The organism is Streptomyces sp. NPDC021562 (assembly GCF_040640875.1).
Taxonomy (GTDB): domain Bacteria; phylum Actinomycetota; class Actinomycetes; order Streptomycetales; family Streptomycetaceae; genus Streptomyces.
In genome coordinates, this window is the sequence record NZ_JBFACN010000011.1 from 186,245 (window position 1) to 212,643 (window position 26,399).

The window sequence follows — 26,399 nt, forward strand, 5'->3', positions numbered from 1 at the left end:
GCGGTGACGGGAGACGGGGATCCTGTGGCGGCGGCCGGCACTCAGCGGGCGCCTGCCGGGGAGGGCAGGTCCTGTTCGGCCCAGACGACCTTGCCGTCGGTCAGGGAGCGGGAACCGCACCTGCGCGACAGCCGACCGACGAGGTAGAGGCCGCGGCCGCGCTCGTCGAGATCGCCGGGCTGGCGGGGGCGTGGCTGACCGGTGTTGGTGTCGGAGACTTCGCAGGTGAGCACCCGGTGCTGGATGAGCCGTAGGCGGATCGGGCCGTCGCCGTGGCGGACCGCATTGGTGACCAGTTCACTGACGAGCCACTCCACGGACGTCGCCATCGACTCCAGATTCCACTCACGGAGTTGACGGACGGCCAGACGCCGGGCTGTCGGAACGGTGACGGGTTCGTTCGGCAGATCCCAGAACGCGACCTGGGCGGGTGGCAGCGCGCGCGTCCGCGCGAGGAGCAGGGTGACGTCGTCGGCCGGTGCCCGCGCCGACAGGGTCTCCATCGCCCGCGAGCACAGGTCCTCCAGGGCGGCACCGGGCTGTGCCAGGGCGGCGCCCAGACGCCGCAGCCCGACGTCGATGTCCTCGCCGCGGGCCTCCACCAGGCCGTCGGAGTAGAGGGCGAGCACGCTGCTTTCGGGCAGTTCCAGCTCCACGGACTCGAAAGGCACCAGGCCGAGACCGAGACCCAGCGGGGCTCCGGCCGGCAGGTCGGGGACGGTGACCCCGCCCTGCGCGTCGACGAGCAGGGGCGGCGGATGCCCGGCCCGTGCCAGCGTGCACCGCCGGGAGACCGGGTCGTAGACGGCGTACAGACAGGTGGCACCGACTACCGCGGGCACCCGGTCGGTGTCGTCGGCGTCCTCGTCGTTCAGTCGCCGGACCGTGTCGTCGAGGTGCGTCAGCAATTCGTCCGGGGGCAGGTCGAGGTCCGCGAGCGTGCGGACGGCGGTGCGCAGCCTGCCCATCGTCGCCGCGGCGTTGATGCCGTGTCCCACCACGTCGCCGACGACCAGGGCCACCCGGGCACCGGACAACTCGATCACGTCGAACCAGTCGCCCCCCACTCCGTGGTCCATGTCGGCGGGGACATAGCGCGAGGCGACCTCGACGGCAGCGCCGCCCTCCACACGGTGAGGGAGCAGATCGCGTTGCAGTGTGAAGGCGGCGGTGCGCTCGCGCGCGTACTGGAGCGCGTTGTCCAGACTGAGCGCGGCCCTGGTGACCAGCTCCTCGGCGAGGAGCAGGTCGTCCTCCTGGAACGGCGTCTGTTCCGTGGAACGGCCGAACAGCGCCAGTCCCAGCACGCGGTGCCGGGCACGGATGGGTACGACCATCAAGGAGTGGACGCCGCTGTCGCGTACTTTGCGCGCCCGCACCGCGTCATGGTCGACCCAGGGGCCGGAACGGTTGTCCAGCACCGGCTCCAGGTACGACCGTCCCGTGCGCATGGCGGCGTAGAACGACGAGTCCGGGTGGGGGCGGACCACTTCTTCACGCACCCACGGCAACTCGAGGAGACCCAGGTCGACGGAGGCCATGCCGGCACGGCGCAACAGCGGCGGTCGGTCACTCCTCGTGCCGGTCGGTGCCGGCGGCTCGGCGCCGAGCGGAACGGACTCCACGAGATCGACCAGGGCGTGGTCGGCCAGCAGGGGCACGGTGAGCTCCGCCAGTTCCTGGGCGGTCTGCAGCACGTCGAGGGTGCTGCCGATGTGCGTGCTGGCCTCGCTGAGGATGGCGAGGCGCTCGCGCGCCCGCTTGTTCCCGGTGACGTCCACGGTCATGGAACACACGCCCGACGGGGTGCCGTCCGCGCCCTGGAGACAGAAGAAGGAGGCGGAGAACGCATGCTCGCGGGGCCGGTCCGCGGGCGGCCACGCGCGGTACTCGTGCACCGTCGTCCTGCCGCTCTCCAGCACCTGTCGCATCACGGCCTTGAGCGCTTCGGCCTCGACGGCGGGCAGTGAATGGTTCAGATCACGCCCGAAGCGTCGGTGACGAGGCACGCCGTCGTGCCGCTCCATGGCGTCGTTCACCCAGACACAGCGCAGCTGCGCGTCATAGACGACGATGCCGATCGGGGCACGGGCAAGGAGCGACTCCCGTACCGGTCCCCCGGTCGCCCCGGAGGACAGGGAGCCTATGTCCGTGACGGACGCCAGCCAGCGGGTGGTGTCGTCCTGTCCCCGGAGCAGCGAGACCCGCAGCGTCATCCTGAGCGTGTGGCCGTCGCGGTGGCGTATCGCGACGGTGCCGGACCAGCCGCCCTGCGCACGGCACTGCTCGGCGAACGCCAACGCCCTCCGGGCGTCCTCGGGAGGTGGCAGCACGTGTGCGGCGGACCGGCCCACCACCTCTGCGGCCGCATGACCGACGAGCTGCTGAGCGGCGTGCGTCCACCCCACGACGATGCCCTCGGCATCGATCACGGCTATCGCGGCATCGGGCACTTCGGGAAGGCTCACCGGCTGGGCGAGGAGGGTGTGGTGAAAGTCGGTCATGCGCGGTCCGTCCGGTCGGTGCGGAAGTAGGAGCGTCGGCCTGTGGCTCGCCGGCGTCCCGCTGAGCGGCACACGGCGTGGCATGGGTCATGTAGAGCAATTCGCCCATTAGTGATGAAATCATCAGATGTAATGACGTAGACGTCAAGACCCTCACACCGAAGGGCGGCACCTACCGGCACTCACGCCGGCCGGTCAACGGTCGCCTTCGTCACTTCGACATTTCCATACGACGTATGGTAACAATGAAAGCGCGCTTCCATACAACGTATGGAACTGCCGATCACCCCCTTCTGGAAGGAAAGATCATGAACAAGCTCGCGAAGCGCATCGCCCTCGCCGTCTCCTCCGTCGCGGTGGCCGGTTCCGCCGTTCTCGGTGCCGGTGGCACCGCTTCCGCCGCATCCCTTGATGACAGCTGGGACCACGGTGTCGGCTACCTGCTCGAGCGGGGCTACTCCTGCGACGAGACCCGCGGCTGGCACCAGGACCGCCACGGCAGCGACTCGGTTCGGCACGACTGCGACGGGCTCTACTACCGCGATGGGCACTTCTACCGCTGGGATGACGAGGGCCACGGCTGGACGTCCGACAGCTCCTACCGCCACGACGGGAACCGCTCCGAGCGCGACGGCGCGGACAGGCACCACCATGACCCGGTCCGCGACGACCGGTGAGACGCGCACCGGCCGCGTGCGCAGGCCGTTCCCCCTCGACCCGTCCCTGCCGGCGGCGGAAACGCCGTCGGCGGTCGGGGGTCCGCGACCCGACCGCCGACCCTCCATGCTCAGACGTAAAGGAACCAGTGTCATGTCCCAGTACCAGCTTCGCGTCTACACTCTGCGCGACTCCGACGCGCTCACGGCCTACGAGAAGATCTGGGCCCAGCACATGGCCGGTATGGCGAAGCACCGGATCACCACTCACGGTGTCTGGACGGCGCCCGCGGCGCCCGGAAGCGACACACCCCGGCTGTACGCCCTCGTTTCCTACACGGACGCCGACGACGTGCAGGAGCGGCTGGAGGCGTACCTGTCGAGCCCTGAATTCCGCGCGGACATGGAGGGCTTCGACATCGCCCGGATCGTCGGCCTCGACGAGACCCTGCTGACGCCCACCGTGGACTCTCCCCTGCGCTGACCGTCGCCCTTCAACGAGTGACGCGGCAGGACCGTGAGCCGAGACCAAGGACGCCCTTCGAAGCACCAGGAGCAAGAGCTGATGAAGTCATCGAGAACTGTGATCCAGGGGCTGCCCGCGAAGCTCGTCGGCGTGCGGGGGACGTCCTTGCCCGTGCTCATGAATCTGCGGTACGAACAGAGTGATCCCTACGTGGTCCATGCCGCATTCGCCACCGACGCCGACGACGGGCCGGTGGAATGGATCATCGGGCGCGATCTGCTGATCGACGGCCTGGAGGGCCCCGCCGGCGAGGGAGACGTGCGCATCTGGCCCACCGGCGAGAAGGGCCCCGGCGACTTGTACATCCTTCTCAACCCGCCCTCCGGTACGGCCCTGCTCAAGGCCCCGGCGCAGGAATTCAAGGCGTTCCTGCAGGAAACGGAGGCAGTGGTGCCCCGGGGGGCCGAGCTCGGCCACAGCGACTTCGACCGCCTGCTGGCGCACTTCCTCGCGGGAGGGTGACTCCTGTCGGAGTGCGACCTGGGCCGGACGGTCACCGTGCACCGGTGTCGAACAGGCGGCGGGCATTGCCGGCGGTGAGATCCCGCCAGGTGGCGGTGGCGGACGGCTGCACCGCGGAGTCGATGGAGGCGACCTGAGCGAGCACCGCCTCGACGGGCGTCCAGCAGTAGTCGCTGCCGTAGAGGAGACGCTCGGTGCCGAAGGCCGCGTCCACGGCCGGGACCTGGCGCGGGAACGGCGTGCCGGCCATGTCGTACCAGAGCCGGCCGAGCTGCTCGACGGCGCTCGGCCCGTCGACGGCGCCGCCGCCGAGGTGGGTGCGGAAGAGTTCGATCCGGTCGGCGAGCAGCGGCAGCGCACCTCCCGCGTGTGTCAGGACCCAGCGCATCCGCGGACGGCGGGCGAGGACACCGCGCAGGAGCAGGTCGCTCGCCGTGCGGGCGGTGTCGAAGAGGAACTCCAGCATCGGCCGTGGCCGGCCCAGAGCGACCGCGTCGGCGTGGGGCGCTGACGTGGGATGAACGAAGACGACGGCGCTGCGCCGGTCGAGCTCCTCCCAGAGCGGCTCGAACCGGGGGTCACCGAGGTAGAGGCCCCGAGCGGCCGTCCGGATGGCGGGTGGGGGGATGGGGGCGGGCGGACGGCGGCAGAGAGAAAGGAACCGATCCGGATCGGGTACGGCTCGTCCGGCGCGGGGCGCCACGGCGTCGTACGGCTGCCGCGCAGAGGCTGCGGGACCACCCCCCCCCCCCCCCGGGTGGTGCTCCCCGATGTGACGGGGGTGGTCCCGCAGGTCGCAGCCCGGGATCACCCGACTGCGGGCGCGCCTCAGAGGCCTGCGTCCCGGCCGTCACGGGCGCCGGTGAGCCGGCTTTCCAGACCCATGATCAGCGTGTCCATCACGAGGCGGAACATGTGGTCCTGGTCAGGGCCGTCACCGTCTTGGCCGTCGTCGACGCCGCGGAGCTTGAGGGTCGACCACTGGTGGAGCGAGCCGTTGAGTTCGGCGGCGAGGACACCGATGACGACGGCGACCATCAGCGCCGCGGTCTCCGGGACCGCTGACTGCGGAACCCCGGCGGCCTCCACGATCGCGGTGAGCGCGGTCCAGAACGGGTCGTCGGCCTGGATGAAGTCGGGCTGGTGGCTGAACGAGTAGACCATCAGCTCGGGGTGACGGTGCGCCAGGGTCCGGAAGTCCGTGGCGAGCAGGCGGATGCGCTCCTGCCAGGGAGCGTCCTCGAGCGTCACGGTGCGGAACTGGGCGCCGACCATGCGTGTCACGCCGCGCAGTACCGCTTCCTTGTTCGGCACGTGGTGGTACAGCGACATCGGGTTCGCGTCGAGTTCGGTGGCGAGTTTGCGCATGGTGAGCGCCTCGACACCGTCCGCGTCGATCAGCCGCAGGGCGGCGGCGTAGATCCCGGCCTCGGTCAGAGGCACGTCCCTCTTCCTCGTTCCCCGCGGGGGACGCCTCACCTTGTTTTCCATACCTCGTACGGTATCAGTTTCATACGCCGTACGGAAATGACCCGGATCACAGCGTTCAACAGGGGGGCAGGCTTGCCTCGCGTTTCCATACGTCGTATGGTAACAATTCCATACGGCGTATGTTTCCGTACGGCGCCACGGCATGGACCTGCGCAGCGCGCCCTTGCCCACCCCTCCGCAGAGGAGCAAGACATGACCACGCACCCCGCGAACGACCTTCGCCCCATCCGGTCCCCGCGCGGGATCCCCTTCCTCGGCAACACGCCGCAGATCCCCGACACCAACCCGGTCGAGTACTTCGCCGAGCTGTCCAAGCAGTTCCCCGAGGGCATCTACGGCCTGGACATCGCCGGTATCGAGCAGATCTTCGTCTACGACCCGGACCTGGTGGCCGAGGTCTCCGACGAGACGCGGTTCTTCAAGCAGATCGAGAAGACGCCGCTGCAGCATGTCCGGGACTTCGCGGGCGCGGGCCTGTTCACGGCCCACCAGCACGAAGAGGAATGGGGCATGGCGCACCGGATCCTCCTGCCGGCGTTCAGCCAGCGCGCCATGAGGAACTACTTCGGGCAGATGCTGGAGATCGCCCAGAACCTGGCGGGCAAGTGGGAGCGCAAGGAGGGGCAGTCGGTCAACATCACCGACGACTACACCCGGCTCACCTTGGACACGATCGCCCTGTCGGGGTTCGGCTACCGTTTCGACTCCTTCGCCAAGGAGGAGCTGCACCCCTTCCTCACCGCCCTGCTGGGCGCGCTGGTGGAGTCGCTGCGGCGCTCGCAGGAACTGCCGATGATGACCAAGCTCCGCAAGGCCGATGCCAAGAAGTACGGCGAGAACGTCCGGCTGATGCAGGAGCTGGTCGAGAGCGTGATCAAGGAGCGCCGGGAGGGGAAGGGCGGCGGTGAGGAGGACCTGCTCGGCCTGATGCTGGAGGCCACCGACCCGGAGACCGGCAAGAAGCTGTACGACGACAACGTCCGCGACCAGGTGCTGACGTTCCTGATCGCCGGCCACGAGACCACCAGTGGTCTGCTGTCCTTCGCCACGTACTCGCTGATGCGCAACCCGCACGTGCTGGCCCAGGCGTATGCCGAGGTGGACCGGCTGATGCCGGGCGACACGGTCCCGGACTACGACACGATCATGCAGCTGGACGTCATCCCGCGGATCCTGGACGAGACCCTGCGCCTGTGGGCTCCCATCCCGTCGTTCGGCAAGACGGCGCGGGAGGACACCGTCATCGGCGGCCACTACGAGCTGAAGAAGGGTGCGAAGGTCCTCATCCTGGAGGGCCCGCTGCACACCCACCCCAAGGCATGGGAGCGGCCGGACGAGTTCGACATCGACCGGTGGCTGCCGGAGAACCGGGTCAAGCAGCACCCGCACGCCTACAAGCCGTTCGGCAACGGCCTGCGTGCCTGCATCGGCCGCCAGTTCGCGCTCGTCGAGGCCCGCCTGGCCCTCGCGCTGGTGCTGCAGAAGTTCAAGTTCTCCGACACCACCGACTACAAGATGGACCCCCGGGAGGCGCTGACCCGCAAGCCCGGCAACTTCGAGCTGATCGTCCGCCGCCGTCAGGAGCACGAGCGGACCGTCTTCGGCGCCGCGGACGTGCAGACAAGCGACACGCAGGCGCAGGCAGCGGTCAGCGGTGTCGGGGTGAACCTGACCGTCGCCTACGGCTCCAGCCTCGGCTCCTGCGAGGACCTGGCCCGCACCATCGCCGACCGCGGTGAGCGCTCCGGCTTCGGCACCACGCTGGTGAGCCTGGACGAGCTGGGCGACAACCTGCCCACCGAGGGCCTGCTCGCCGTCGTCGCCGCCAGCTACAACGGCAAGGCCCCCGACAACGCCCAGCGCTTCGACGACCTGCTCGCCGCCGGTCTGCCCGAGGGCTCGCTGGCGAACGTGCGGTACGCGCTGCTGGGCGCCGGCAACACCCAGTGGGTGGCCACCTACCAGGCGTTCCCCAAGCGGATCGAGGAAGGTCTGCTGGCCGCCGGCGCCACCCCCGTCGTCGAGCGCGGCATCGCGGACGCCGCCGGTGACTTCGACGGCATGGCCACGCGGTGGATGAACACCCTGTGGGCCACCCTGGCCGAGGAGTACGCCGCCGACACCTCCCAGGCGAGCGGCCCCCGCTACGAGGTCCAGCTGCTCACCGAGTCCGACGTGCGCCCCGCCATCGTCTCCGAGCAGGCGTACCCGCTCACCGTGGTGACCAACGACGAGCTCGTGGCCGACGCGACCGGACTGTGGGACTTCGCCATCGAGCCGCCGCGCCCGTCCGCGAAGTCCATCACCTTCGAGCTGCCCGACGGCGTCACCTACGACACCGGCAACCACCTGGCCGTCTTCGCCAAGAACGAACTCGCCCTGGTGGAGCGCGCGCTGAGGCGGCTCGGCGTCGACTACGACCAGGTGCTCCGGCTCGACCAGCCGGCCGGTGGCCGCACCCACTTGCCGGTCAACACCCCGGTCACCGCCGGCATCCTGCTCACCGAGTTCCTCGAACTGCAGGACGTGGCCACCCGGTCGCAGATCCAGACGCTGGCCGAGCACACCGAGTGCCCGTGGACCCGGCCGCAGCTCCAGGCGTACACCGCCGACACCCAGGAGGCCGAGGAGCGCTACCAGAAGGAGATCCTCGGCAAGCGCATCTCCGTCCTGGGCCTGCTGGAGCGCTTCCCCGCCGTCGAGCTGCCGCTGGCGGTGTTCCTGGAGATGACGGGCCCCATCCGCCCGCGTTTCTACTCCATCTCCTCCGCCCCGTCGGCCAACCCGCGCCACGTGCGCCTGACCGTCGGCCTGCTGGAGGGCCCGGCCCTGTCCGGCGACGGCCAGTACCGCGGCACCTGCTCCGCCTACATCGCGGGCTTGCAGCCCGGTGACGTCGTCTACGGCTACGTCCGCGTGCCCTCCCCGACGTTCGCCCCGCCGGCCGACCCCGCCACGCCGCTGATCCTGATCGGCCCCGGCACCGGCATCGCGCCGCTGCGCGGCTTCCTGGAGGAGCGCGCGACACAGCACGCGAACGGCACCCGGGTGGGCCTGTCCCAGGTGTTCGTCGGCTGCCGCCACCCGCAGCACGACTACTTCTACCAGCAGGAGATGCAGGACTGGGAGCAGGCCGGCATCGCGCAGATCCACACCGCCTACTCGGCGGTGACCGGCCACCCGGCCCGGTTCGTGCAGAACGCCATCGCGAACGCCGCCGACGCGGTGTGGCAGGCCGTCCAGGACGGCGCGTACATCTACGTCTGCGGTGACGGCCGCCGGATGGCCCCCGCCGTCCGCGAGGCACTCGCCGCCATCCACCGCCAGAAGACCGGCAGCGACGACGCGACCGCCCAGCAGTGGCTCGCCCAGCTCGAAGCGGACGAGCGCTACCAGCAGGACGTCTTCGCCTGACCGTCGCACGCCGCCAAGGCGCGCCGACCCCCAGCCGCCGGGAGGCGTGCGGCCCCCCTCCTGCCACTCCGCACGCCTCCCGGCCACCACCGGCCATCCGGCCACCACCAGCCACGCGGACACTCCATGGCACCCCGTGGCACCCCGTGGCACCCATGGCCCGAACCACCGGGCCGTGCCCCGCACAGAAAGCAGACCACCATGGACACCATGCTCGCCGGACGCTTCCACCTGGACAGCAAGAAGTTCGCCGTGGAAGAGGTCCCGATCCCCGTGCCGGGCCCGGGCGAGGTCCTCGTCGAGGTGAAGGCCGCCGGCGTCTGCCTCTCCGACGTCCACCTCCTCGACGGCTCCCTCGTGCCGCTGTTCGCCACCTCCGACACCATCACCGTCGGCCACGAGGTCTCCGGTGTGATCCACGCGCTCGGCCCCGACCTCAGGCGCGGCCTGCCCGTCGGCACCCGCGTCACCCTGGAGGCCGGCAAGACCTGCGGCACGTGTGCCGGGTGCGTACGCCGCCGCCCCTGCACCCAGATGCTCACCGCCGGCATCGACTACGACGGCGGCTGGGCCGAGTACGTGATCGCCCGCGAGGACACCCTCATCCCCGTCCCCGACAGCCTCCCCTTCGACCAGGCCGCGATCATCCCCGACGCGGTCTCCACCCCCTACGCCGCCGTCGTCGCCACCGCGGGCGTCCGTGCCGCCCAGTCCGTCGGCGTCTGGGGCGTCGGCGGAGTCGGCGCGCACAACGTACGCCTGGCCCGCCTGGTCGGCGCCGCCCCGGTCATCGCCGTCGACCCGCTGCCCAGCGCCCGCGAGCGCGCCCTGGCCTTCGGCGCGGACCTCGCGCTCGACCCGGCGGCCCCCGACTTCGCCGACCAGGTCCGCGCGGCCACCGGCGGACGCGGCCTCGACTTCGCCTTCGACTGCGCGGGCGTCCCCGCCGTCCGCGACCAGGCCGCCTCCGTGCTCGGCCTGGGCGGCTCCCTGATCCTGGTGGGCATCACACCCCGGCCGCTGACCATCACCGAGGGCCTGACCTTCAACTACCTGCAGAAGCAGGTGCGCGGCCACTACGGCGGCTTCCCCGAGTCCGTCTCCGAGCTGGTGCAGCTGACCGCGGCCGGCCGGCTCGACCTGGCCCCCTCCATCACCGACCACATCCCGCTCGTCGAGGCCGCCGACGCCGTCCACCGACTGGAGAACAAGATCGGCGACCCGATCCGCCTCATCCTCGTCCCCTGACACCCGGCAGCGGGACGACAAGCCACCCTGGGCAGGGGTGAGTGGGCGCCGGTGTCCGAGGGTGCACCGGCGCCCACGGCCGGCGAACCCGGCCGGGCCGTCCCTGGAGTTCGGCGGGAAGACGGCCGCTTCCGTGCGCGCCACTCGGCGGTGATCCGGTCCGCAGGCAGGGAGCGAGGACGGTGCCGTCGTACGAGGCTCACCGCGCCTTGGCCGGTGGCGTGGATCCCGCCGGCTTCTCAGTCGAGGCCCGGCAGCGGGCGCCGGGTGACCTCGTGGGCGTCGTCCGCGGCGAGGCCGAGCATGCGCAGGACCATCTCGGCCAGGTCGGAGGCGGCCTCGTCGCCGTCGAGGTCCGGACGGTCCAGCCGCAGAGCCACCAGGGACAGCAGGGTGCCGCCCAGGGCGGACAGGGCGGTGGTCGCGCTGCCGCAGGTGAAGCGGCCCGAGGCGATGCCGGTCTCCAGGTCGCGCAGGGCGCGCGGGGAGAGGCCGCTGCCGGAGTGGATGTGGGCCAAGCCGCGGTCGCGCAGGATGCGCACGAGTTCCGGGTGCGAGTCGGCCATCCGGGCGGTGAGCCGGAAACCGGCCGCGACCAGCTCGGCCGGGTCGTCGACGCCTTCCATGCGGGCGTCGATGACCTGCCCGAACTCCTCCAGGGCATCGGTCACCGCCGCGTCGAACAGCTCCGTCTTCGACTCGAAGTGGTTGTAGAAGGACCCGAAGCCGACATCGGCGCGCTCGGCGATGGCCTGGATGCTCGCGCTCGTGTCGCCGGTCTCCGCGAGAATCTGCCGGGCCGCACGGACGAGCGCCTGGCGGGTCTCGGCACGGCGTCGCTCGAAGCGGTTCTGGGGCGGGGCTGACGTCGGCATGCGGCCCAGTGTAACCGCCGCGACGATGACGCTGCCATTACTGATGAAATCATCATTCTACACGCCGCCAGCGGGCACTCGTCCTGTTAGCGAGCCCGCTGCGGGGCTGGCAGACTGAATCTGTGGTTCCGCTGACGGTCGCGGCGGATCGGATCGCGTCCTCATCGCTCACCGGCGCCGGTGTGGTGTCAGTCTGCGCACTGCTCTTCACCGTCGCGTCGTTCTGGTGGCTCAACGCCCGACAGGGACGCCTGCAGGCGTGGGAACCTCATTCCTTCGCGGCCATCGTCCACGGGTCCACGGCACGCCTACGACTGCCGCTCGTCCTGCACAACACCGGCCCCAAACCGATCGTCGTGCAGGACATCATCCTGACGTTCCCCGATGAGCCCGCCTCCCACCTGCCCCTCCTGTGGGTGTCCTCCCCGTCCCGGCTCCAGCCGGGGCCGGACGAGGAGGCGAAGCTGCCCGCCGGATTCGTCGTCCCGGGCAGGGCAGCACAACAGCTCTTCATCGAGTTCGAGGCACCGTTTTCCGGCTTCCTCCCGGAGGCCCGTGACTACAAAGCCCAGATCCAGGTGCGGGTCGGCCACCGCAAGGGCTGGCGCCCCCTGCTGACGTTCAGCTTGCGGGCCGCCAACATCATCGACCCGGACCACTACACCGTCTACAACAACGCACCGCTCGAACTGACGAAGGAGGACCAGAAAAGAGCGGATGCCGCGCTCCTCGAACTGCTGGAAGAGCACGGGGACGGCTCCCCTCCGGGCGACAGGAGACAGGGAGACCCTCCGAGGGACGAAGGTGACGCCGACACGAGCCGCTGACACCGCCGTCCCTCCCCTGACGTGGACAGCGCACCGATCACCGGATGCGGATCTCCGCCAGCTGCAGGCGGTGTTTGCCGGTCTCGTCGGCGGCGGGGGCGCCCAGCCTGGTGGCCGTCAGGCGCAGGAAGCGGCCCGTGGCAGAGGTCAGGGTGAAGGACTGGGCGGCTCCGTTCGGGTCGGGTTGGCCCGTCACCGTGCGGACGGTGGTGTACGTGGTCGCTCCGTCGGCCCGGGTCTGGAGCGCGAAGTCGACCGGGAAGCCTGCCGTGCCGCCGCCGGCCGCGCCGGTGTCGGTGCGCGGGTAGAGCGTGACGGAACCGATCGCGCGGTCGGCGCCCAGGTCGATCTCGATCCACACCGGTGCCTCGCTGACGTCCGCGGAGGGGAAGTCGATGCTGGTGAAGCCCTTGGCCCCGGCCACACTGGTGGTGGTGCCGTCCAGCACTCCGGTCTTGCCCCAGTCCCCGTTCTCCAGCGTGCAGTTGCCGGTGACGGTGGTCGCGGCGGTGGGGACCGTGAGTTCGGCGAGTTGCAGGCGGTACGTCGCGGGCTCGTCGGCCGCGGGTGCGCCGAGCTTCGTTGCCATCAGGCGCACGTACCGGGCCGTGGTCGTCCAGAACCCGTACGTCTGCACGCTCCCTTCGGGGTCCGCCTGGCCGGTGACCGTGCGAACGGTGCGGTAGTCCGTCGATCCGTCGGGGCGGACCTGGACGGCGAAGTCGACCGGGAAGCCCGCCGTGCCGCCGCCGACGGCCGCGGTGTCCGTCCGGGGGAAGAGACGTACGGCGTCGACGTAGGTGTCCTTGCCCAGGTCGACCTCGACCCAGACGGGGTTCGCGCCGACGTCGGCGGAGGGAAGGTCGTTGCTGCTGTAGCCCTTGGCGCCGGTCACGCTCGTGAGCACCCCGTCGGTGAGGCGGCTCCTCCCCCAGTCGCCGTTCTCCAGGCTGTTGTTGCTGGAGACGGCCCTGCCCCCGGCGAGATCGTCCAGGCGGCCCGTGCCGGTGGCCGTGAGCGTCCAGGTGCCCGGACGGAGCGTGAAGTAGACGTACGAGGCGTCCTTTCCCGCGTAGTCCAGCCCGCTGACCCCGCGGGTGGAGGAAGTGCCGGGCAAGACGGTGGTGCCGTTCGCCTTGATGACAGGCCGGGTGCCGCCGTAGGTGGGCACACCGACGCGGGCGGTGGTCCCGCGTGGCGACGTGAGGCTCAGGGTGACCCTGTCGCCGGTGCGCTGGACGGCGAAGCGGATGTCGCCCCTGACGGTGGGCGTGACGGTCTCGATCTTCGTGAGGGTGCCGGTCTGCGGGAGGACGTCGTACGTCGTCCAGCCGGGGCTGGTGGGCCGGATGCCGGCGGCGTAGGCGGACAGGGCGTACAGCGGGCCGCCGTTCCAGGCATGGTTGTCGGTGCCGTCGGCCTTGGTCCACAGCTCCCACAGGGTGTGGCAGGCAGGGTCGGCGACCTGGGCCGCGTAGCGGTTGCGCATCCGCTCCTCGGCGACGACGGGCGCGCCCATGAGGTACAGCGCTTCGAGGACGTAGAACTCCATGTAGGGGCTGGCGTTCAGATGCGTGCGCAGTACCTCGGTGACGGCCTGGTGGCGGGCGGCGGGTGCCAGTCCCGCGACGACGGCGAGGGCGTTGGCCCGGTCGTCGGTGTCGCCGCCGTAGCCGGGCGAGCGGTACTCGTTCCTCGCGGTGTTCCACAGCACGCGGTCGAAACCGGCCTTGACGCTGTCGCGCCTGGCCTTCCATCCGGCCACGTCACCGTCGTTGCCGCTGAGCTTCGCCAGGTCAATGGCGGTGCCGAGGGCCAGGTAGTACCAGCAGTTGTCCAGGACGCGGGCATCGATGTCGCTGCCCCAGTCCTCCCAGTCCCAGTCGCCGGCGCGGTGGTCGACCAGGCCGTCGCCGTCCAGGGTCCACAGGTTCAGGTACCTCTTCACCGCCGGATAGGCGCCGGTCACGGCGTCCGCGTTCCCGGTGTGGAGGTGGTAGGTCCCGAACCCCCACACGGAGGCGAGCATCTGGGTGGGCAGTTCGCTGGTCCAGATGACCGACGGCATCGGCGAGTACAGGGCGCCGTCAGGTTTCTGCCAGGCGGTCAGCTGCGCGATGGCCTTGGCGCCGAGGGCGTGCGAGCGGGTGTCGAAGGTGTAGAAGCCCTCTTTGAGCTGGTTGACGACGTCGCCCCACCACTGGGCCCGTTCGCGGGTCGGGCAGTCCATGTGATTGTCGCGCATGTTGAGGTACATCGTGCGGGCGGCCTTGCCCCACAGCGCGTCGAGGAAGGTGTCGCTGCTGCTGAAGGACCCGGCGAAGTCGGTGTCGTAGCCCGATTCCCGGTACTTGAGGTCCAGGACGGTCACGCCGGAGGGGATGGTGTACCGCACCGCCGTCCCGCTCATCCAGCCCAGGGACTCGAATTCCTGGACGCCGCCGGTGCAGACGTAGGTGGAGCGGACGTTGTAGCCGCTGTCCGCGCCGACGAGGGCGAGGCCGTCGTCGTAGTGGTCGGTCTGGATGCCGATGACCGCGCCTGCGGGGGCGTCCACCTTGAGGTACGGCGTCACCTGGAGGTTGGTCGGCAGCATGGCCGAGACGGCGGTGGAGCCCTGTCCGGTGGCCGGCAGCGAGGCCGCGTTGGTGTAGGGCTTCAGGCCCGAGTACCGGAACTGCGGGATCGGCCGCCGCACCAGGGCGTTCCAGGGCGCGGCGCCCGCGGCGCCCCATTCGGTGGGTGCGCTCCAGGCGGTGTCGTCGTAGCCGGGCGACTGCCAGCCCGCCATCGCGGTGGCCCGGCGGGCGTCGTAGTGGACGTTGGACTCGGGCAGCCGGAAGTTCGCCTGTGTGCCGCTGGTGTCGTCGGAGTAGCCCGGGTGCACCGTGTGCTTCCAGCCGCGGTCACTCACGAGCCGGGTGGTGGTGGAGCCCGTCGTGATGGCGGACTGGAACAGCAGACCGCCCTGGCCGCTGCTGTGGTGGGAGAAGCCCTGCTTGCCGAAGTACCAGACGAGCAGCGCGACGGTGTTCTCGCCTGCGGACAGGTGCGGGGCGAGGTCGACCTCGTCGTGGTAGGTGTCCGTGCGGTTCGGGCCGCGCTTGAGCTGCCCCTCGAAGACCACCAGCTCGCCGTTCACCCACAGCCAGTACTTCGAATCGGCCGCGATCCGCGTCACGGCCCCGGACGGAGCCGACCCCAGGGCGAACGACCTGCGGAAGGCAACCCACTGGTTCGCCGAACTGGCCGCCGCCCAGATCCATGTGGCGGCCCAGGGTTCCGCCGCCGACGACGTCGGCGCCAGGCCGGGCACGAGCAGGGAGCCCAGGGTGGGGGCGAGGGCCACACCTGTGACGGAACGCAGGGCGGACCGGCGGGAGACGTGCTGCATCGCGCAACCTCACTGTCGGAGAGGGGTTTTGAATCGATTCAATCTCGCGCTTGCAGCGGAGATCCTTCGCTTCCCGACGGTGGCATGTCAATACCGGTGCCCATACGGCAGGTTTGTTTGAACGGAGCGCTCCGCTCCGATAGCTTGGATGCACGGCGCATTTTCCTGTCGACCCGGAGGACACATGAAGACGACGAACAAGCCGACCGCCCTGGTCACCGGGGGCAGCCGGGGCATCGGCGCGGCCACGTCGCGCGAGCTGGCGGCCCGTGGGTACCGCGTTGCCGTCAACTACGTGTCGAACCGCGAGGCGGCCGACCAGGTGGTCGAGCAGATCGAGGCGGCCGGCGGCGAAGCCCTCGCCGTGCAGGCCGACGTGCACGACCCCGGGCAGGCGGCCGAACTGCTGGAGCGTTCGACGGTCGACGGACGTCTGGATGTCCTCGTCTGCAACGCCGGTGCCCGCTTCACCCCGACCCCGCTTCCCGACCTGACGTGGGAGGACTTCCACGCGAAGGTGACGAACGAGCTCGCGTCCGTGTACCCGCTCACTCAGCGGGCACTGACGGTGATGGCCGCCCGGGGCGGGGGCCGGATCGTGTACGTCTCCAGCGCGGTGGCCGACGGCCCGCCCGGCGTGGGCATGGCCGCGCACGGCACCGCGAAGGCCGCGCTGAACGCCTTCGCCCGTTTCGTCGCCTTCGAGGCCGGCCCGCTCGGCATCAACGTGAACGTCGTCGCGCCCGGCTTCGTGCGCACCGAGGCCAGCGCCGGGCAGCCGGTCGGGTTCCAGCAGCGCCTGGCCGAGCACACGCCGCTCGGGCGGGTGGCGGAACCGGAGGACGTGGCCCGGACGATCGCGATGCTCGCCGGCGAGGACGCCGGTTTCGTCACCGGTGCCGTCGTCACCGTCGACGGTGGGCACGGTGTGGGACGCCGCTGAGGGAGAATGCCACGCCATGGGCGACACGTACACAGGCAAGCCGCGCGGACGGCAGCGGGAGGCGGACCGCAATGACGCCCGCCTCTTCCAGGCCGCGCGCGAGGTCTTCGCCGAGCGCGGCTGGGACGCTCCGGTCTCCGAGATCGCCCGCCGCGCCGGGGTCGGCATGGGCAGCCTCTACCGCCGCTATCCCAGCAAGGAACTGCTGGCCCAGCGCATGCGCATCGCGGGGATGGAACAACTCGTCACGCAGGCGCGCACAGCGCTCGCCGAGGAGCCCGATCCCTGGGCCGCCCTGGTGCGCTTCTTCCGCGACGCGTTGACCGAGCAGGGGGCGGGCGGTCCCCTCCTCCCCCTGGTCGGTGGCCGGCTGCCGGCCACCGACGAGGTGCTGACCGCCGCGGAGCGGCTGCGCACCGCGCTGGACGACCTGGTGCAGGGCGCGCACCGGGCGGGGATGCTGCGCGCCGACTTCACCTCCGCCGACATCCCTCTGCTCCTGGAACACCTCACCCCTCGGATCCCCGTCACCGGCGAACGCGCCACCGCCCTGCACCTGCGCTACCTCAGCCTGGTCCTCGCCGGGCTCCGCGCCCCGGCCGTCGACGAGCCCGCCGGCCTGCCCGGCCCCGAACCGCACTGGCTCGAACTCCGTCGGCTGTGGAACGCACCCGAGGGCTGAGGGCGCCCGCCCACGAACCCAGGAGCTGGTCAAGGCGCTGAGCTGATCCCACGCCCTCCAGCGTAGGAGGAATCCTTCCCTCTCACAGGAGTGGGCTTCCGTGCGAGGCTGGAGATCATGAACCGCAAACCGCAGCTGAACGAGCTGGGCGAGTTCGTTCCGGCAGTGGTGGACGGAACATGACGACGCCCTGCGCGGCACGGGATCCGGCACCCGGGCGTCCGACGCCAACGCCTGACGTGTGGCGGTCCCGCATGCGGCAGAGGCCTCTCGATGGCCGTGCGTCGAACACCACCGTGGAGAAGATCCCATGCCCTCACCGGACACTCCGGCGTCCTCGCCGGCCGCCCCCGCATCCGGCCGCCCGACCCCGCCCACCGCATCCCCGGCCCCCATGTCCCGTGGCCTGACCTTCCTGTTCGCGGTGGTGGGCGGCGCCGCCGTCGGGAACCTGTACTGGGCTCAGCCGCTGCTGGACTTCATCGCCCGTGACCTGCATGCCTCGCCCGCCGCCGCGGGGTGGCTCGTCACGGCCACCCAGCTCGGTTACGCCGCGGGCATCCTGCTCCTCGTACCGCTCGGTGACGCCCGCGACCGGCGGCGGCTCATACCCGTGCTGCTGCTGTGCTCGGCGGTGGCGCTGCTGGGGTGCGCACTGGCGCCCTCGTTCGGGTTCCTGCTGGGCGCCATCACCCTGCTGGGCATGACCACCGTGTCCGGGCAGCTCCTCGCCCCGCTCGCCGGTGATCTGGCCGACGACGACCACCGCGGCAGCGTGGTGGGGACCGTGGTGTCGGGCATCCTCATCGGCATCCTGGTGTCCCGGACGGTCAGCGGGCTCATCGCGGGGGCGGCCGGCTGGCGCACCCTCTACGTCGTCGCGGCCCTCGCCGCCGCCGTGTTCGCCGCCCTGCTGTACCGGGCCGTCCCCTCCCTCGCGCCGAAGACGCGGATGTCCTACCTGTCGCTCATCGCCTCCGTCGGAAGGGTCGTGCGGCGGGAGCGCACCGTGCGCTGGACGCTGGTCCTCGGGGCCACGGCGTTCGCCGCCTTCACCCTGTTCTGGACGGCGCTGACGTTCCTGCTCAGCGCTCCGCCGTTCGGCTGCTCCGTGACGGAGATCGGGCTGTTCGGACTCGCCGGTGTGGCCGGCGCCCTCGCCGCCCGGCGCGCCGGCCGCCTGCACGACCGAGGGCTGTCCCTGCCCGTGACCGGGATCGCGTGGGCGCTGGTGCTCGGGGCGTTCGTCCTCGCGGCGTTCGCCGGGCGCTCCGTGGTGCTCGTCGTGGTCGTCATCGTCGTGCTGGACGTGGGCGTGCAGGGCGTCAACCTGCTGAACCAGTCGCGGATGTTCGCCGTGTCCGACGAGGCGCGCAGCAGGCTCAACACCGCCTTCGTCACGAGCAACTTCCTCGGCGGCGCGCTCGGCTCGGCCGCCGCCTCGGTGCTGTGGGCGGCAGGCGGCTGGACGGCCGTGACGGCCGCGGGCCTGGTCCTCAGCGGCTTCGGCCTCCTCGTGTGGGCACTCGGCCGCCGCGGCCCGCTCGTCGTGGCGCGACGCTCCCCATGACTCTCTCCCACCTGCCAGCGTTGGACCGGCTGAGGCAACGGGCCGAGGAAGGCCGCGTCACGCTGAGGGTCGCGAGGACCTTCCCGGCGGAGCACGCCGCCGAAGCACACCGGCTGCTCGCGAAGGGCGGAGTGCGCGACCGGCTGGTCCTGACGTTCTGCGGCTCGGCGACGCGCGGCGGGTCGCGGCCGTGGTCCGGTTGACCGCGGTCCCGGGCTAGACGTCAGGGCGCGCGTGTGCCGCGGGTGCGTGGGGCTCGGTCCGCTCCTCGGGTGCCGCGGCGGTGCGGCCCGCGGCAGGGGGCTGGAGGGCGGCGTGCACCGAAGGGAAGACGGGGAACACCTCTCGGAGCCCGAGGATGTCCCACACCTGCTCGTAGTGGTCGCTGAGAGCGGCCACGCGCAGGGAGCCGGCCCGCCGGCCGACGGTGCGCGACAGCGTGATGAGCATGCTGATGCCGGAGGAGTCCATGTACTGCACCTGGGACGCGTCCAGCACCAGGGTGGTGCAGCCGCGGTTCACCAGGTCCTCGCACTGGGCGCCGACCACGGGCGCGTTGTCGTAGTCGACCGTTTCCGGGAGCTGTGCGATCGTCGCGTCCTCGTGCTGCTGCGTCCGGACGGTGAGCATGGAGAAGGGACTCCCTTCCAGGTGGTTCTCGTCGGGCAGGGCCACAGGTGTGCTGCGGGCCCTGCCTCTGTCCCACCGTCTGCCCCGGTTGTCCTGTGGCAGACCCACACATTTGCGAGTGCGATGTCCGCCACGGTCCTCTACTCCGGCAGCTCGGTGTGGAGCCTGATCCTGGTCCCCTCGTCCGGTGCGGAGCGGATCTCCACGAGGTCGCAGAGCTGGTGCACCAGCCACAGGCCGCGACCACCGACCTGCCTGGCCTCCGGCCTTCTCCGTCCGGCCAGGGGATCCTCGATGTATCCCGCGTCGCGGAACTCGCACACGAGCCGGCGCTCCTCGCTCCAGGTGCGCAGCACACCCTGGCCGCCGCCGTGCCGGATGCTGTTGGTGGCCACTTCCGTCGCGGCCAGGTGCAGTTCGTTCAGGCGGCGGCCGGTCAGGCCGTGCCGTTCGGCGCACGCGGCGATCTTCTCGCGCAGGGCGGGCAGGTCACCCCTGCTGTAGGCGAACTCCTCGTACGGGTCGCACGGGTCGGTGAGCGGAGCGAAACGGTACGGTGCCTGCGGGTCGTAGTCCTCACACGGCATGGTGCGGCCGTCCTGGCGCAGCTCGGGGTGGCACCGGGCCATTTCCGGCAGTGACGCCTTGTCGTGAGCGATGTCGTAGGGGCACAGCAGCCACCAGGCCGGGCCCCGGGCGAAGGCTTTGTTGAGGAGCCATTCGTGGTAGCGCAGTTCCTCGGCCTCGGCCGGGCTGCGGACCTTGTCCCAGGGGGACTCGCCGATCCCGCGGACCGGCCGTCCTTGCGAGGCGTACTCATGGAGCCATTCCTGCCAGGCTCCGATGAGCCGACCGGGGTGGTGCGCGACCCCGTCGGTGTCGACGTAGCGGACGGCGTCCTCGTCGCCGGTCTCGGCGCGCAGCAGGGACGCCTTGTCCTGCGGGACGGCCACGACGACGGCCTCGCCCCCGGCGAGGGCGTCGTGGATGAAACCGAGGGCACCCTCGACGAACGCGTCCCTGCCCGAGTACGGGTACAGCTCGTGCCGGTATCCGGTGCCAGGAGCGGTCGAGGCGGGAGGGGACGAGGTCACGGCGTCATCACCACCGGAATCTCGGGGATGGCGAAGCCGGACAGCTGCCAGGTGAGGCGAACGGTGTCGTTGGTTCCCTCCAGGACGACCTTGCGGTCCGGAAGGTGCCTGGCCGCGTCGGCCAGGGCGCTCATCCCGGCGGCGTCGAAGAACTCCAGTGCCTGGCAGCGCAGCCGCACCGTGGCTGTCTGGGCGAGGAGGGCGCACAGGATGGAGCCGAAGGCCACCGCGCCCTCGCTGTCGACGATCCCGTTCACCGTCCACCCTTCCTTCCCCGTGCGGTACACCTGGAACGACGGCACTCTCGGACGGCTGCCCAGACTGTGGGGGTGCACGCAACCGACCTGTTCCAGGAGTGGGGAGTCCCAGTCGGTACCGCTGTAGGCGCAGACCACCAGGGCCCCGGTGTCGGCGGCGAACTCCTCGAGGTCGAGTTCACTGCGCAGCAGTTCCTTCGTCCGCTCCGGACGGTGGTCGTTCCCGACGTGGTGCAGCACCCGGAGCGAGCGGAACCCCTCGCGGTCGGCGTTGGCCGCCTCCCGCCGCACCGCGGCCAGCAGGGAGCCGTCCAGCCGGGCCGGGTCCAGTACGAGCTGGGCGAACTCGCTCCCCGCTTCGAGAGGCGGCCCGACGATCACCACCTTGTCGCCGTACAGGGCCCCGTCCGCGACGAAGGACAGGCTGTGGTCCATGACGTGGTCGGCTCGGTCCAACACCTGGCAGACGTGATCACCGGTGTCGATCTCGTCCAGACTGACCAGAGTGCGGGGCGCTCTCACTGCTCGTCCATCCTCACGCCTCTCACTCTACTGACAGGGTGCCGACCCCATGACCGTTAATCGGGGCGCGGTGGCCGCACCGGAGGTGCCGCAGCACCCTTCCCGGGGTCTTCTCCGCTTGGCTCCTCCTTCAGGACCGCTCTGGGGACGCGGTGCCGTCGTGTCCGGCGACGAGGACGCGGACGTCCCACGGGCCCAGGCCCACCTGCGCGCCGGCCGGTACGTCGTCGCCGTTCAGGACGTCGGACAGGGGCACCGGGGAGGCGACCCGTGCGGGCTGCCAGCTCCAGTTGTGGACGACGTGGACGCGCCGGCCGTCCGGCGAGGTCCCGGTCGTGACGGTCACGGACGCGGGCAGGTCCCGCCAGCCGCCACACGGGTCCGGCGCCAGCCAGGCGGCCAGCGACCGGGCGAGGTCACGGCCGGGGACCGTGCCCACGCAGGTGACACGCCCGGCGCCGTGCCGACGGGTGGTGACGGCGGGCCAGCGCCCGAAGTGCGGGTGCTCGTAGGAGACCAGCGCCTCGGCGTCGACGGGCGTCAGGCACTCGACCCAGCGCGTCGCCGTCGCGCCGGCGGTCACCTCGAACGGGGCGCCGCGGACACCGCGGACGGGTACGGCCTCCACCAGGTTGCTGTACTCGTCGTAGTGGACACCGGCGGCCTCGGCGAGACGGCCCGGTGCCCTGTCGATCCGGGCGCGGGCCTCGTGGTCGGCGTATCCGGTGCGGGGGCCCAGCACGAGGTGGCCGCCGGCGTGCGCGTAGGAGGTGAGCCAGTCGAGGGTGGCGTCGGTGGCGATGTAGAGCGCCGGGACGACCAGCACCGGGTGGCGGCGGGCGGCCTCCTCCGGAGTCGTGTCCTCGACCAGTCGCGCGACGTGCACGATGCGTACCTGGCGGCCGGCGTCGAAGGCGCCCCGGTAGAAGGGGTCGAAGATGCGGTGGTAGGCGGCGGGGTCCGGTTCGCCGTTCGGCTTGGCCAGCGGCGGGTACTTCTGCATCAGCCACTTGCTCGGCGTCGAGTAGACCATCGTGATGTCGGCGTCCGGCTCGATTCCCGCGACGAGCGGACCGGCCTTCTCGAACTCGGCGCCCAGGCGCGCGATCTCCGCGTAGGTGCGGCCGGGCCGCCCGCTGTGCGGCAGGACACCGCCCCAGTAGGTCTCGGCGCCGAAGCGCAGGGTCCCCCACTGCCAGTACTCGATCATCCGCGCCCCGCGGGCGACGTGCGCCCACGCCGTCTGGCGCCACTGGCCGTCGTACCCCGGACGGTTGTCCCATGCGTAGCCGATGGAGTTCGCGTTGGTCTCGGTGACCAGGAAGGGCTGCTGGCGGGAGGAGTACATCCAGTCCGCGGTCCGGTACATCGACCAGAGGCCGGTGGTCTTCCAGCTCTGCTCGTGTTCGTCCGGGGTCGGGTCGGGCAGCAGGAGGCCGTCCTGCATGTCGTAGTACGGGTTGCCGGCGGCGATGTCGAGGCGTGCGGCCAGTTCGTCGTCCGCGACGCCCTGGCGGGTGTAGGAGACGCAGGTGGTGACGAAGTGCTCGGGCCTCGCGTACTCGCGGACGATGCCGGCCTGCCAGCCGATGAACTCGGTGACCTGCCGGGCCTGGAACTCCCGCCAGGCGACGTCGTACTGCGGTTGTTCGTTGCCGTCCGGGGTCCACAGGTCGGACCAGTCGGACAGCCGGTGCGACCAGTAGACCAGGCCCCACTCGCGGTTGAGGGTCTCGACGTCGCCGTACCTGTCGCGCAGGTGGTCGACGAAGCGCTGGAAGACACCGCGGTTGTGGAAGAGGTGCAGGCCGGGTTCGTTGTCGACCTGCCAGCCGATGACCGACGGATGGCCGGCGTACCGGGCGACGATCTTCCGGATGATCCGCTCGGCGTGGAAGAGGAAGGCCGGGTGGGTGAAGTCCACCTCCTGGCGGGCGCCCCAGCCGATGCGTTCGCCGGTGCGCCGCTCCCCCGTGATCTCCGGGTACTGGCGGGCCAGCCACGGCGGCACCGCGTAGGTGGGGGTGCCGAGGATGACGGAGATGCCGCGCTCGTGGGCGCCGTCGAGGACCGGCTGGAGCCAGTCGAGGTCGAAGCGGCCGTTCTCGGGCTCCCAGGTGGACCAGACCGACTCGCCGACCCGGATCACGGTGAAGTGCGCCTCGGCCATCAGGTCCAGGTCGGTCTTCAGCCGTTCGTCGGGCCGCAGTTCGGGGTCGTAGGCGGGCGTGTACTCGGGGTAGTACGCGGCACCGAAGAGGACGCGGGCGGGCAGGACCGCCATGGGGAAACCTCCGAGGAGTGGGTGGGGGCCGGACCTTGTCGGGCGGGGGGAGCGTCACTGCCGGGCAGCAGGAAGACGGGGTACTGGTCGGTCGTACGCGCACGTCCGGCGCGGGCCGCATTCCCGCCCTGTGACCGATGCTCGCCTTGGTTCTGACTGCGCTGACATGTCTACGCAGTCAGAAGGTCGCCCGTCAAGCGCCGGACACAGATTCGCAATCTGGACAGAAGCGAACGGTTCGCAGGCCGGGCCGAGACGCGGACGAGATGGCCGCGACGCGGACACGGTCGAGTGCCGGTCCTGGTGGTCCGTCAGCGAAACGGTCGCAGGGATGCGGCGGTCGCTCATCGGCCGAGGTGGGCGGGGTCCGGAGGGTCCGACCGCAGGCGGGCCCGCCTGCCGGTCGAGCCGGCCGGCACGCCGGGGCGCGGCCGAGTCGAATCCGCCCCGTCCGGCCGAGCCCTGCCCCCTATTCGTCAACCCGCTGGACGAAATCCTGTGAGGGCCATTGACGATCGCTACGGGATTCCTATCATTCCAGAGTGTCCGAAACCCCGAGTAGTGTTCGGAATTTCGGACAAAGAGCGTTCTGTACAGCGCACCCCCCGTATACACCCGTCCCGTCAACCAAGGTCGCCGAATCCTCCGGAGTCCCCCATGGCCATAGCCCTGTCATGCTCATGTCCACGACGGCGAAGGCTCGTCTGCGGACACGCCCGAACGGGCCTCTTACGCGCGGCGACCAGGGCGGCGGCCTGCGTGGCAGCGCTGTCGGCCGCCTTACTGGCCACATTGAGCTCACCGACCCCGGCCGCCGCCGCAGGCGCGCACCCCTGTGACCTCTACGCCTCGGGCGGCACCCCGTGCATCGCAGCGCACAGCACGGTGCGCGCCCTGTACGGCGCGTACAACGGCCCCCTGTACCAGGTCAGGCGCGCGTCCGACAGCGCCACCAGGAACATCGGCGTCACCGTCACCGGCGGACCGGCCGACGCCGCGGCCCAGGACTCCTTCTGCGCGGGCACGACCTGCGTCGTCACCTGGGTCTACGACCAGTCGGGACACGGCAACAACCTGGGCTATCAGGGGCCGGGCGGCGTCGGCGGGTCCGACACGGCGGCGAAGGCCACCAGCGAGTCACTCACCGTGGGCGGCAACAAGGCCTACTCGCTGTACATCAACGCCGGCAACAGCTACTGGCGCGACGGCCACCTGACGGGCGTTCCCACCGGCAGCGCCCCTGAGGGGATGTACATGGTCACCAGTGGCACGCACGTCAACAGCGGCTGCTGCTTCGACTACGGCAACAGCGAGACCACCCGCAAGGCGGACGGCCCGGGCGCGATGGATGCCATCAACTTCAGCAAGTCGTGCTGGTTCGGCGGGTGTTCCGGATCCGGCCCGTGGGTGCAGGCGGATCTCGAGTGGGGACTGTTCCCGGGTGGCAGCACCTCCTGGAACGCCAACCAGCGTGCCTTCACCAGCAAGTTCGTCACCGCGATGCTGAAGAACAACGGCACCTCGCGGTTCGCGATCAAGGGCGGCAACGCGCAGTCCGGCGGTCTGAACACGCTGTACGCGGGCTCGCTGCCCAGTGGTTACAGCCCCATGAAGAAGCAGGGCGCCATCATCCTCGGCAGCGGCGGGGACTGCTGCAACGGCAACACCAACCTCAGCGTCGGCACCTTCTACGAGGGCGCCATCACCGCCGGCTACCCCTCCGACGCGACGGACGACGCCGTACAGGCGGCCATCACCGCGGCCGGGTACCGCTGAGCTGCGCGGGCGGCGACAGCGCCTCCAGGACCTGGGTGCCGAACGAGATCCGGAAGTTCTTCACCCAGTTCTGATCCCCCGCCCGGCGCCCGCCGGGCAGCACCCCCCACCATCGAAGGAGTCACGATGTCCCTACGGCCACGGCCCCGCACCCTGCGGCACGCGCTGCTCGCCACCGGAGCAGCCGCAGCGCTGAGCGTCGGCGTGCTCACCGGAACGGCCCCGGCCGCGCCGGCCGCTCCCGCCGCCACCTCCCTGCCGTGCGATCTGTACGCCGCCGGGGGCACCCCCTGCGTGGCGGCCCACAGCACCACCCGCGCGTTGTACGCCTCCTACAACGGGCCGCTCTACCAGGTACGGCGGGCGTCCGACAACGCGACCCGCGACATCGGCGTCCTCAGCGCCGGAGGAGTCGCCAACGCCGCCGCCCAGGACTCCTTCTGCGCCGGCACCACCTGTCTCATCACCGTGATCTACGACCAGTCCGGCCGCAACAACCGCCTCACCCAGGCACCCCCCGGCGGCTTCTCCGGCCCCGCCGCGGGCGGCTACGACAACCTCGCCAACGCCACCGCGGCACCCACCACCCTCGCCGGTCACAAGGCCTACGGCGTCTACGTCGCCCCCGGCACCGGATACCGCAACAACAGCACCAACGGAGTCGCCAAGGGCGACCAGCCGGAGGGCATGTACGCCGTCCTGGACGGCACGCACTACAACGGCGGCTGCTGCTTCGACTACGGCAACGCCGAGACCAACAGCCGCGACAACGGCAACGGCACGATGGAGGCCATCTACTTCGGGAACATCAAGGTCTGGGGCTACGGCAGCGGCAACGGCCCCTGGATCATGGCCGACCTGGAGAACGGCCTGTTCTCCGGCGTCAACCAGCACTACAACGCGAACGACCCCTCCATCAGCAACCGCTACCTCACCGCCGTCATCAAGGGCGGCCCCAACAAGTGGGCCATCCGCGGCGGCAACGCCCAGTCCGGCTCGCTGTCCACCTTCTACAACGGGGTCCGCCCCAACGTCTCCGGCTACAACCCCATGAAGAAGGAGGGCGCCATCATCCTCGGGATCGGCGGCGACAACAGCCACGGCGCCGCGGGCACCTTCTACGAAGGCGTCATGACCTCCGGCTACCCGTCGGACGCCACCGAGAACGCCGTACAGTCCAACATCAACGCCGCGGGCTACGGCCGGTAGCCCGGGGCCGCCGCGCAACGCCCCTGCGAACGACC

General features: G+C 70.8%; 18 protein-coding genes and 3 pseudogenes. 12 read left to right on the plus strand and 9 right to left on the minus strand.

The window, feature by feature from the left end:
• Positions 1 to 41: 41 nt before the first annotated feature.
• Complete coding sequence (locus AB0G52_RS19135) at positions 42 to 2,504, minus strand: SpoIIE family protein phosphatase (protein ID WP_361337410.1); 2,463 nt, start codon at positions 2,502 to 2,504, stop codon at positions 42 to 44.
• A 308-nt stretch (positions 2,505 to 2,812) separates the two neighbouring features.
• Between AB0G52_RS19135 and AB0G52_RS19140 the strand changes: the two genes are divergently transcribed.
• From AB0G52_RS19140 to AB0G52_RS19150, 3 genes are all read left to right on the plus strand, one after another.
• Positions 2,813 to 3,181 (plus strand): hypothetical protein, encoded by a 369-nt coding sequence (locus tag AB0G52_RS19140; protein ID WP_361337412.1) that lies wholly within the window; start codon positions 2,813 to 2,815, stop codon positions 3,179 to 3,181.
• A gap of 133 nt (positions 3,182 to 3,314) precedes the next feature.
• Positions 3,315 to 3,644, plus strand: coding sequence for an NIPSNAP family protein (locus AB0G52_RS19145; RefSeq protein ID WP_165939477.1), 330 nt, complete (start codon positions 3,315 to 3,317; stop codon positions 3,642 to 3,644).
• Positions 3,645 to 3,725: 81 nt separating this feature from the next.
• On the plus strand, positions 3,726 to 4,148 hold the full coding sequence (locus AB0G52_RS19150; RefSeq protein ID WP_361337415.1) for an SsgA family sporulation/cell division regulator: 423 nt from the start codon (positions 3,726 to 3,728) through the stop codon (positions 4,146 to 4,148).
• 31 nt (positions 4,149 to 4,179) lie between these two features.
• On the opposite strand, the pseudogene AB0G52_RS19155 reads toward AB0G52_RS19150, so the two are convergent.
• Positions 4,180 to 4,743: pseudogene (locus AB0G52_RS19155) on the minus strand (amidohydrolase family protein); the annotation flags it as partial.
• A 233-nt stretch (positions 4,744 to 4,976) separates the two neighbouring features.
• Positions 4,977 to 5,591 (minus strand): helix-turn-helix domain-containing protein, encoded by a 615-nt coding sequence (locus tag AB0G52_RS19160; RefSeq protein ID WP_361337417.1) that lies wholly within the window; start codon positions 5,589 to 5,591, stop codon positions 4,977 to 4,979.
• A 240-nt stretch (positions 5,592 to 5,831) separates the two neighbouring features.
• Between AB0G52_RS19160 and AB0G52_RS19165 the strand changes: the two genes are divergently transcribed.
• Complete coding sequence (locus AB0G52_RS19165; protein ID WP_361337419.1) at positions 5,832 to 9,053, plus strand: cytochrome P450; 3,222 nt, start codon at positions 5,832 to 5,834, stop codon at positions 9,051 to 9,053.
• 201 nt (positions 9,054 to 9,254) lie between these two features.
• The gene (locus tag AB0G52_RS19170) at positions 9,255 to 10,301 is read left to right on the plus strand and encodes a zinc-binding dehydrogenase (RefSeq protein ID WP_361337421.1); all 1,047 of its coding nucleotides are present in this window, start codon (positions 9,255 to 9,257) and stop codon (positions 10,299 to 10,301) included.
• 239 nt (positions 10,302 to 10,540) lie between these two features.
• On the opposite strand, the gene AB0G52_RS19175 is transcribed toward AB0G52_RS19170, so the two are convergent.
• The gene (locus AB0G52_RS19175) at positions 10,541 to 11,176 is read right to left on the minus strand and encodes a TetR/AcrR family transcriptional regulator (RefSeq protein WP_361337423.1); all 636 of its coding nucleotides are present in this window, start codon (positions 11,174 to 11,176) and stop codon (positions 10,541 to 10,543) included.
• A 122-nt stretch (positions 11,177 to 11,298) separates the two neighbouring features.
• Between AB0G52_RS19175 and AB0G52_RS19180 the strand changes: the two genes are divergently transcribed.
• On the plus strand, positions 11,299 to 12,003 hold the full coding sequence (locus AB0G52_RS19180; protein ID WP_361337425.1) for a hypothetical protein: 705 nt from the start codon (positions 11,299 to 11,301) through the stop codon (positions 12,001 to 12,003).
• Between the two features lie 37 nt (positions 12,004 to 12,040).
• Here AB0G52_RS19180 and AB0G52_RS19185 read toward each other — a convergent pair whose 3' ends face one another.
• Complete coding sequence (locus AB0G52_RS19185; RefSeq protein ID WP_361337427.1) at positions 12,041 to 15,397, minus strand: discoidin domain-containing protein; 3,357 nt, start codon at positions 15,395 to 15,397, stop codon at positions 12,041 to 12,043.
• Positions 15,398 to 15,581: 184 nt separating this feature from the next.
• Here AB0G52_RS19185 and AB0G52_RS19190 point away from each other — a divergent pair, with 184 nt between their 5' ends.
• From AB0G52_RS19190 to AB0G52_RS19205, 4 genes are all read left to right on the plus strand, one after another.
• Positions 15,582 to 16,340 (plus strand): SDR family oxidoreductase, encoded by a 759-nt coding sequence (locus tag AB0G52_RS19190; RefSeq protein ID WP_361337429.1) that lies wholly within the window; start codon positions 15,582 to 15,584, stop codon positions 16,338 to 16,340.
• Between the two features lie 16 nt (positions 16,341 to 16,356).
• Positions 16,357 to 17,022 carry a helix-turn-helix domain-containing protein gene (locus AB0G52_RS19195; RefSeq protein WP_361337431.1) on the plus strand — a complete coding sequence of 222 codons (666 nt, stop codon included), beginning with the start codon at positions 16,357 to 16,359 and terminating at the stop codon, positions 17,020 to 17,022.
• 310 nt (positions 17,023 to 17,332) lie between these two features.
• Positions 17,333 to 18,592 carry an MFS transporter gene (locus tag AB0G52_RS19200; protein ID WP_361337433.1) on the plus strand — a complete coding sequence of 420 codons (1,260 nt, stop codon included), beginning with the start codon at positions 17,333 to 17,335 and terminating at the stop codon, positions 18,590 to 18,592.
• Positions 18,589 to 18,795: a zinc-binding dehydrogenase gene (locus AB0G52_RS19205; protein WP_207921847.1), complete on the plus strand. Its 207-nt coding sequence runs from the start codon at positions 18,589 to 18,591 to the stop codon at positions 18,793 to 18,795. Before AB0G52_RS19200 ends, AB0G52_RS19205 begins: the two co-directional genes overlap by 4 nt.
• Positions 18,796 to 18,808: 13 nt before the next feature.
• Here the strand turns inward: AB0G52_RS19205 and AB0G52_RS19210 are convergent, their stop codons facing one another.
• The 4 genes from AB0G52_RS19210 to AB0G52_RS19225 all read right to left on the minus strand — a co-directional run bounded on the left by AB0G52_RS19210 (position 18,809) and on the right by AB0G52_RS19225 (position 23,379).
• Positions 18,809 to 19,222, minus strand: coding sequence for an STAS domain-containing protein (locus AB0G52_RS19210; RefSeq protein ID WP_132891425.1), 414 nt, complete (start codon positions 19,220 to 19,222; stop codon positions 18,809 to 18,811).
• 140 nt (positions 19,223 to 19,362) lie between these two features.
• The gene (locus tag AB0G52_RS19215) at positions 19,363 to 20,316 is read right to left on the minus strand and encodes a sensor histidine kinase (protein ID WP_361337436.1); all 954 of its coding nucleotides are present in this window, start codon (positions 20,314 to 20,316) and stop codon (positions 19,363 to 19,365) included.
• Positions 20,313 to 21,095 (minus strand): MEDS domain-containing protein, encoded by a 783-nt coding sequence (locus tag AB0G52_RS19220; RefSeq protein ID WP_361337438.1) that lies wholly within the window; start codon positions 21,093 to 21,095, stop codon positions 20,313 to 20,315. Before AB0G52_RS19220 ends, AB0G52_RS19215 begins: the two co-directional genes overlap by 4 nt.
• A gap of 130 nt (positions 21,096 to 21,225) precedes the next feature.
• On the minus strand, positions 21,226 to 23,379 hold the full coding sequence (locus AB0G52_RS19225) for a beta-galactosidase (RefSeq protein WP_361337440.1): 2,154 nt from the start codon (positions 23,377 to 23,379) through the stop codon (positions 21,226 to 21,228).
• 822 nt (positions 23,380 to 24,201) lie between these two features.
• On the opposite strand from AB0G52_RS19225, the pseudogene AB0G52_RS19230 reads away from it, so the two are divergent.
• Together AB0G52_RS19230 and AB0G52_RS19235 are read left to right on the plus strand one after the other, a co-directional pair.
• A pseudogene (locus tag AB0G52_RS19230) lies at positions 24,202 to 25,155 on the plus strand (arabinofuranosidase catalytic domain-containing protein); the annotation flags it as partial.
• A gap of 126 nt (positions 25,156 to 25,281) precedes the next feature.
• Positions 25,282 to 26,355 (plus strand): annotated as a pseudogene (locus tag AB0G52_RS19235) (arabinofuranosidase catalytic domain-containing protein); the annotation flags it as partial.
• Positions 26,356 to 26,399: the final 44 nt, after the last annotated feature.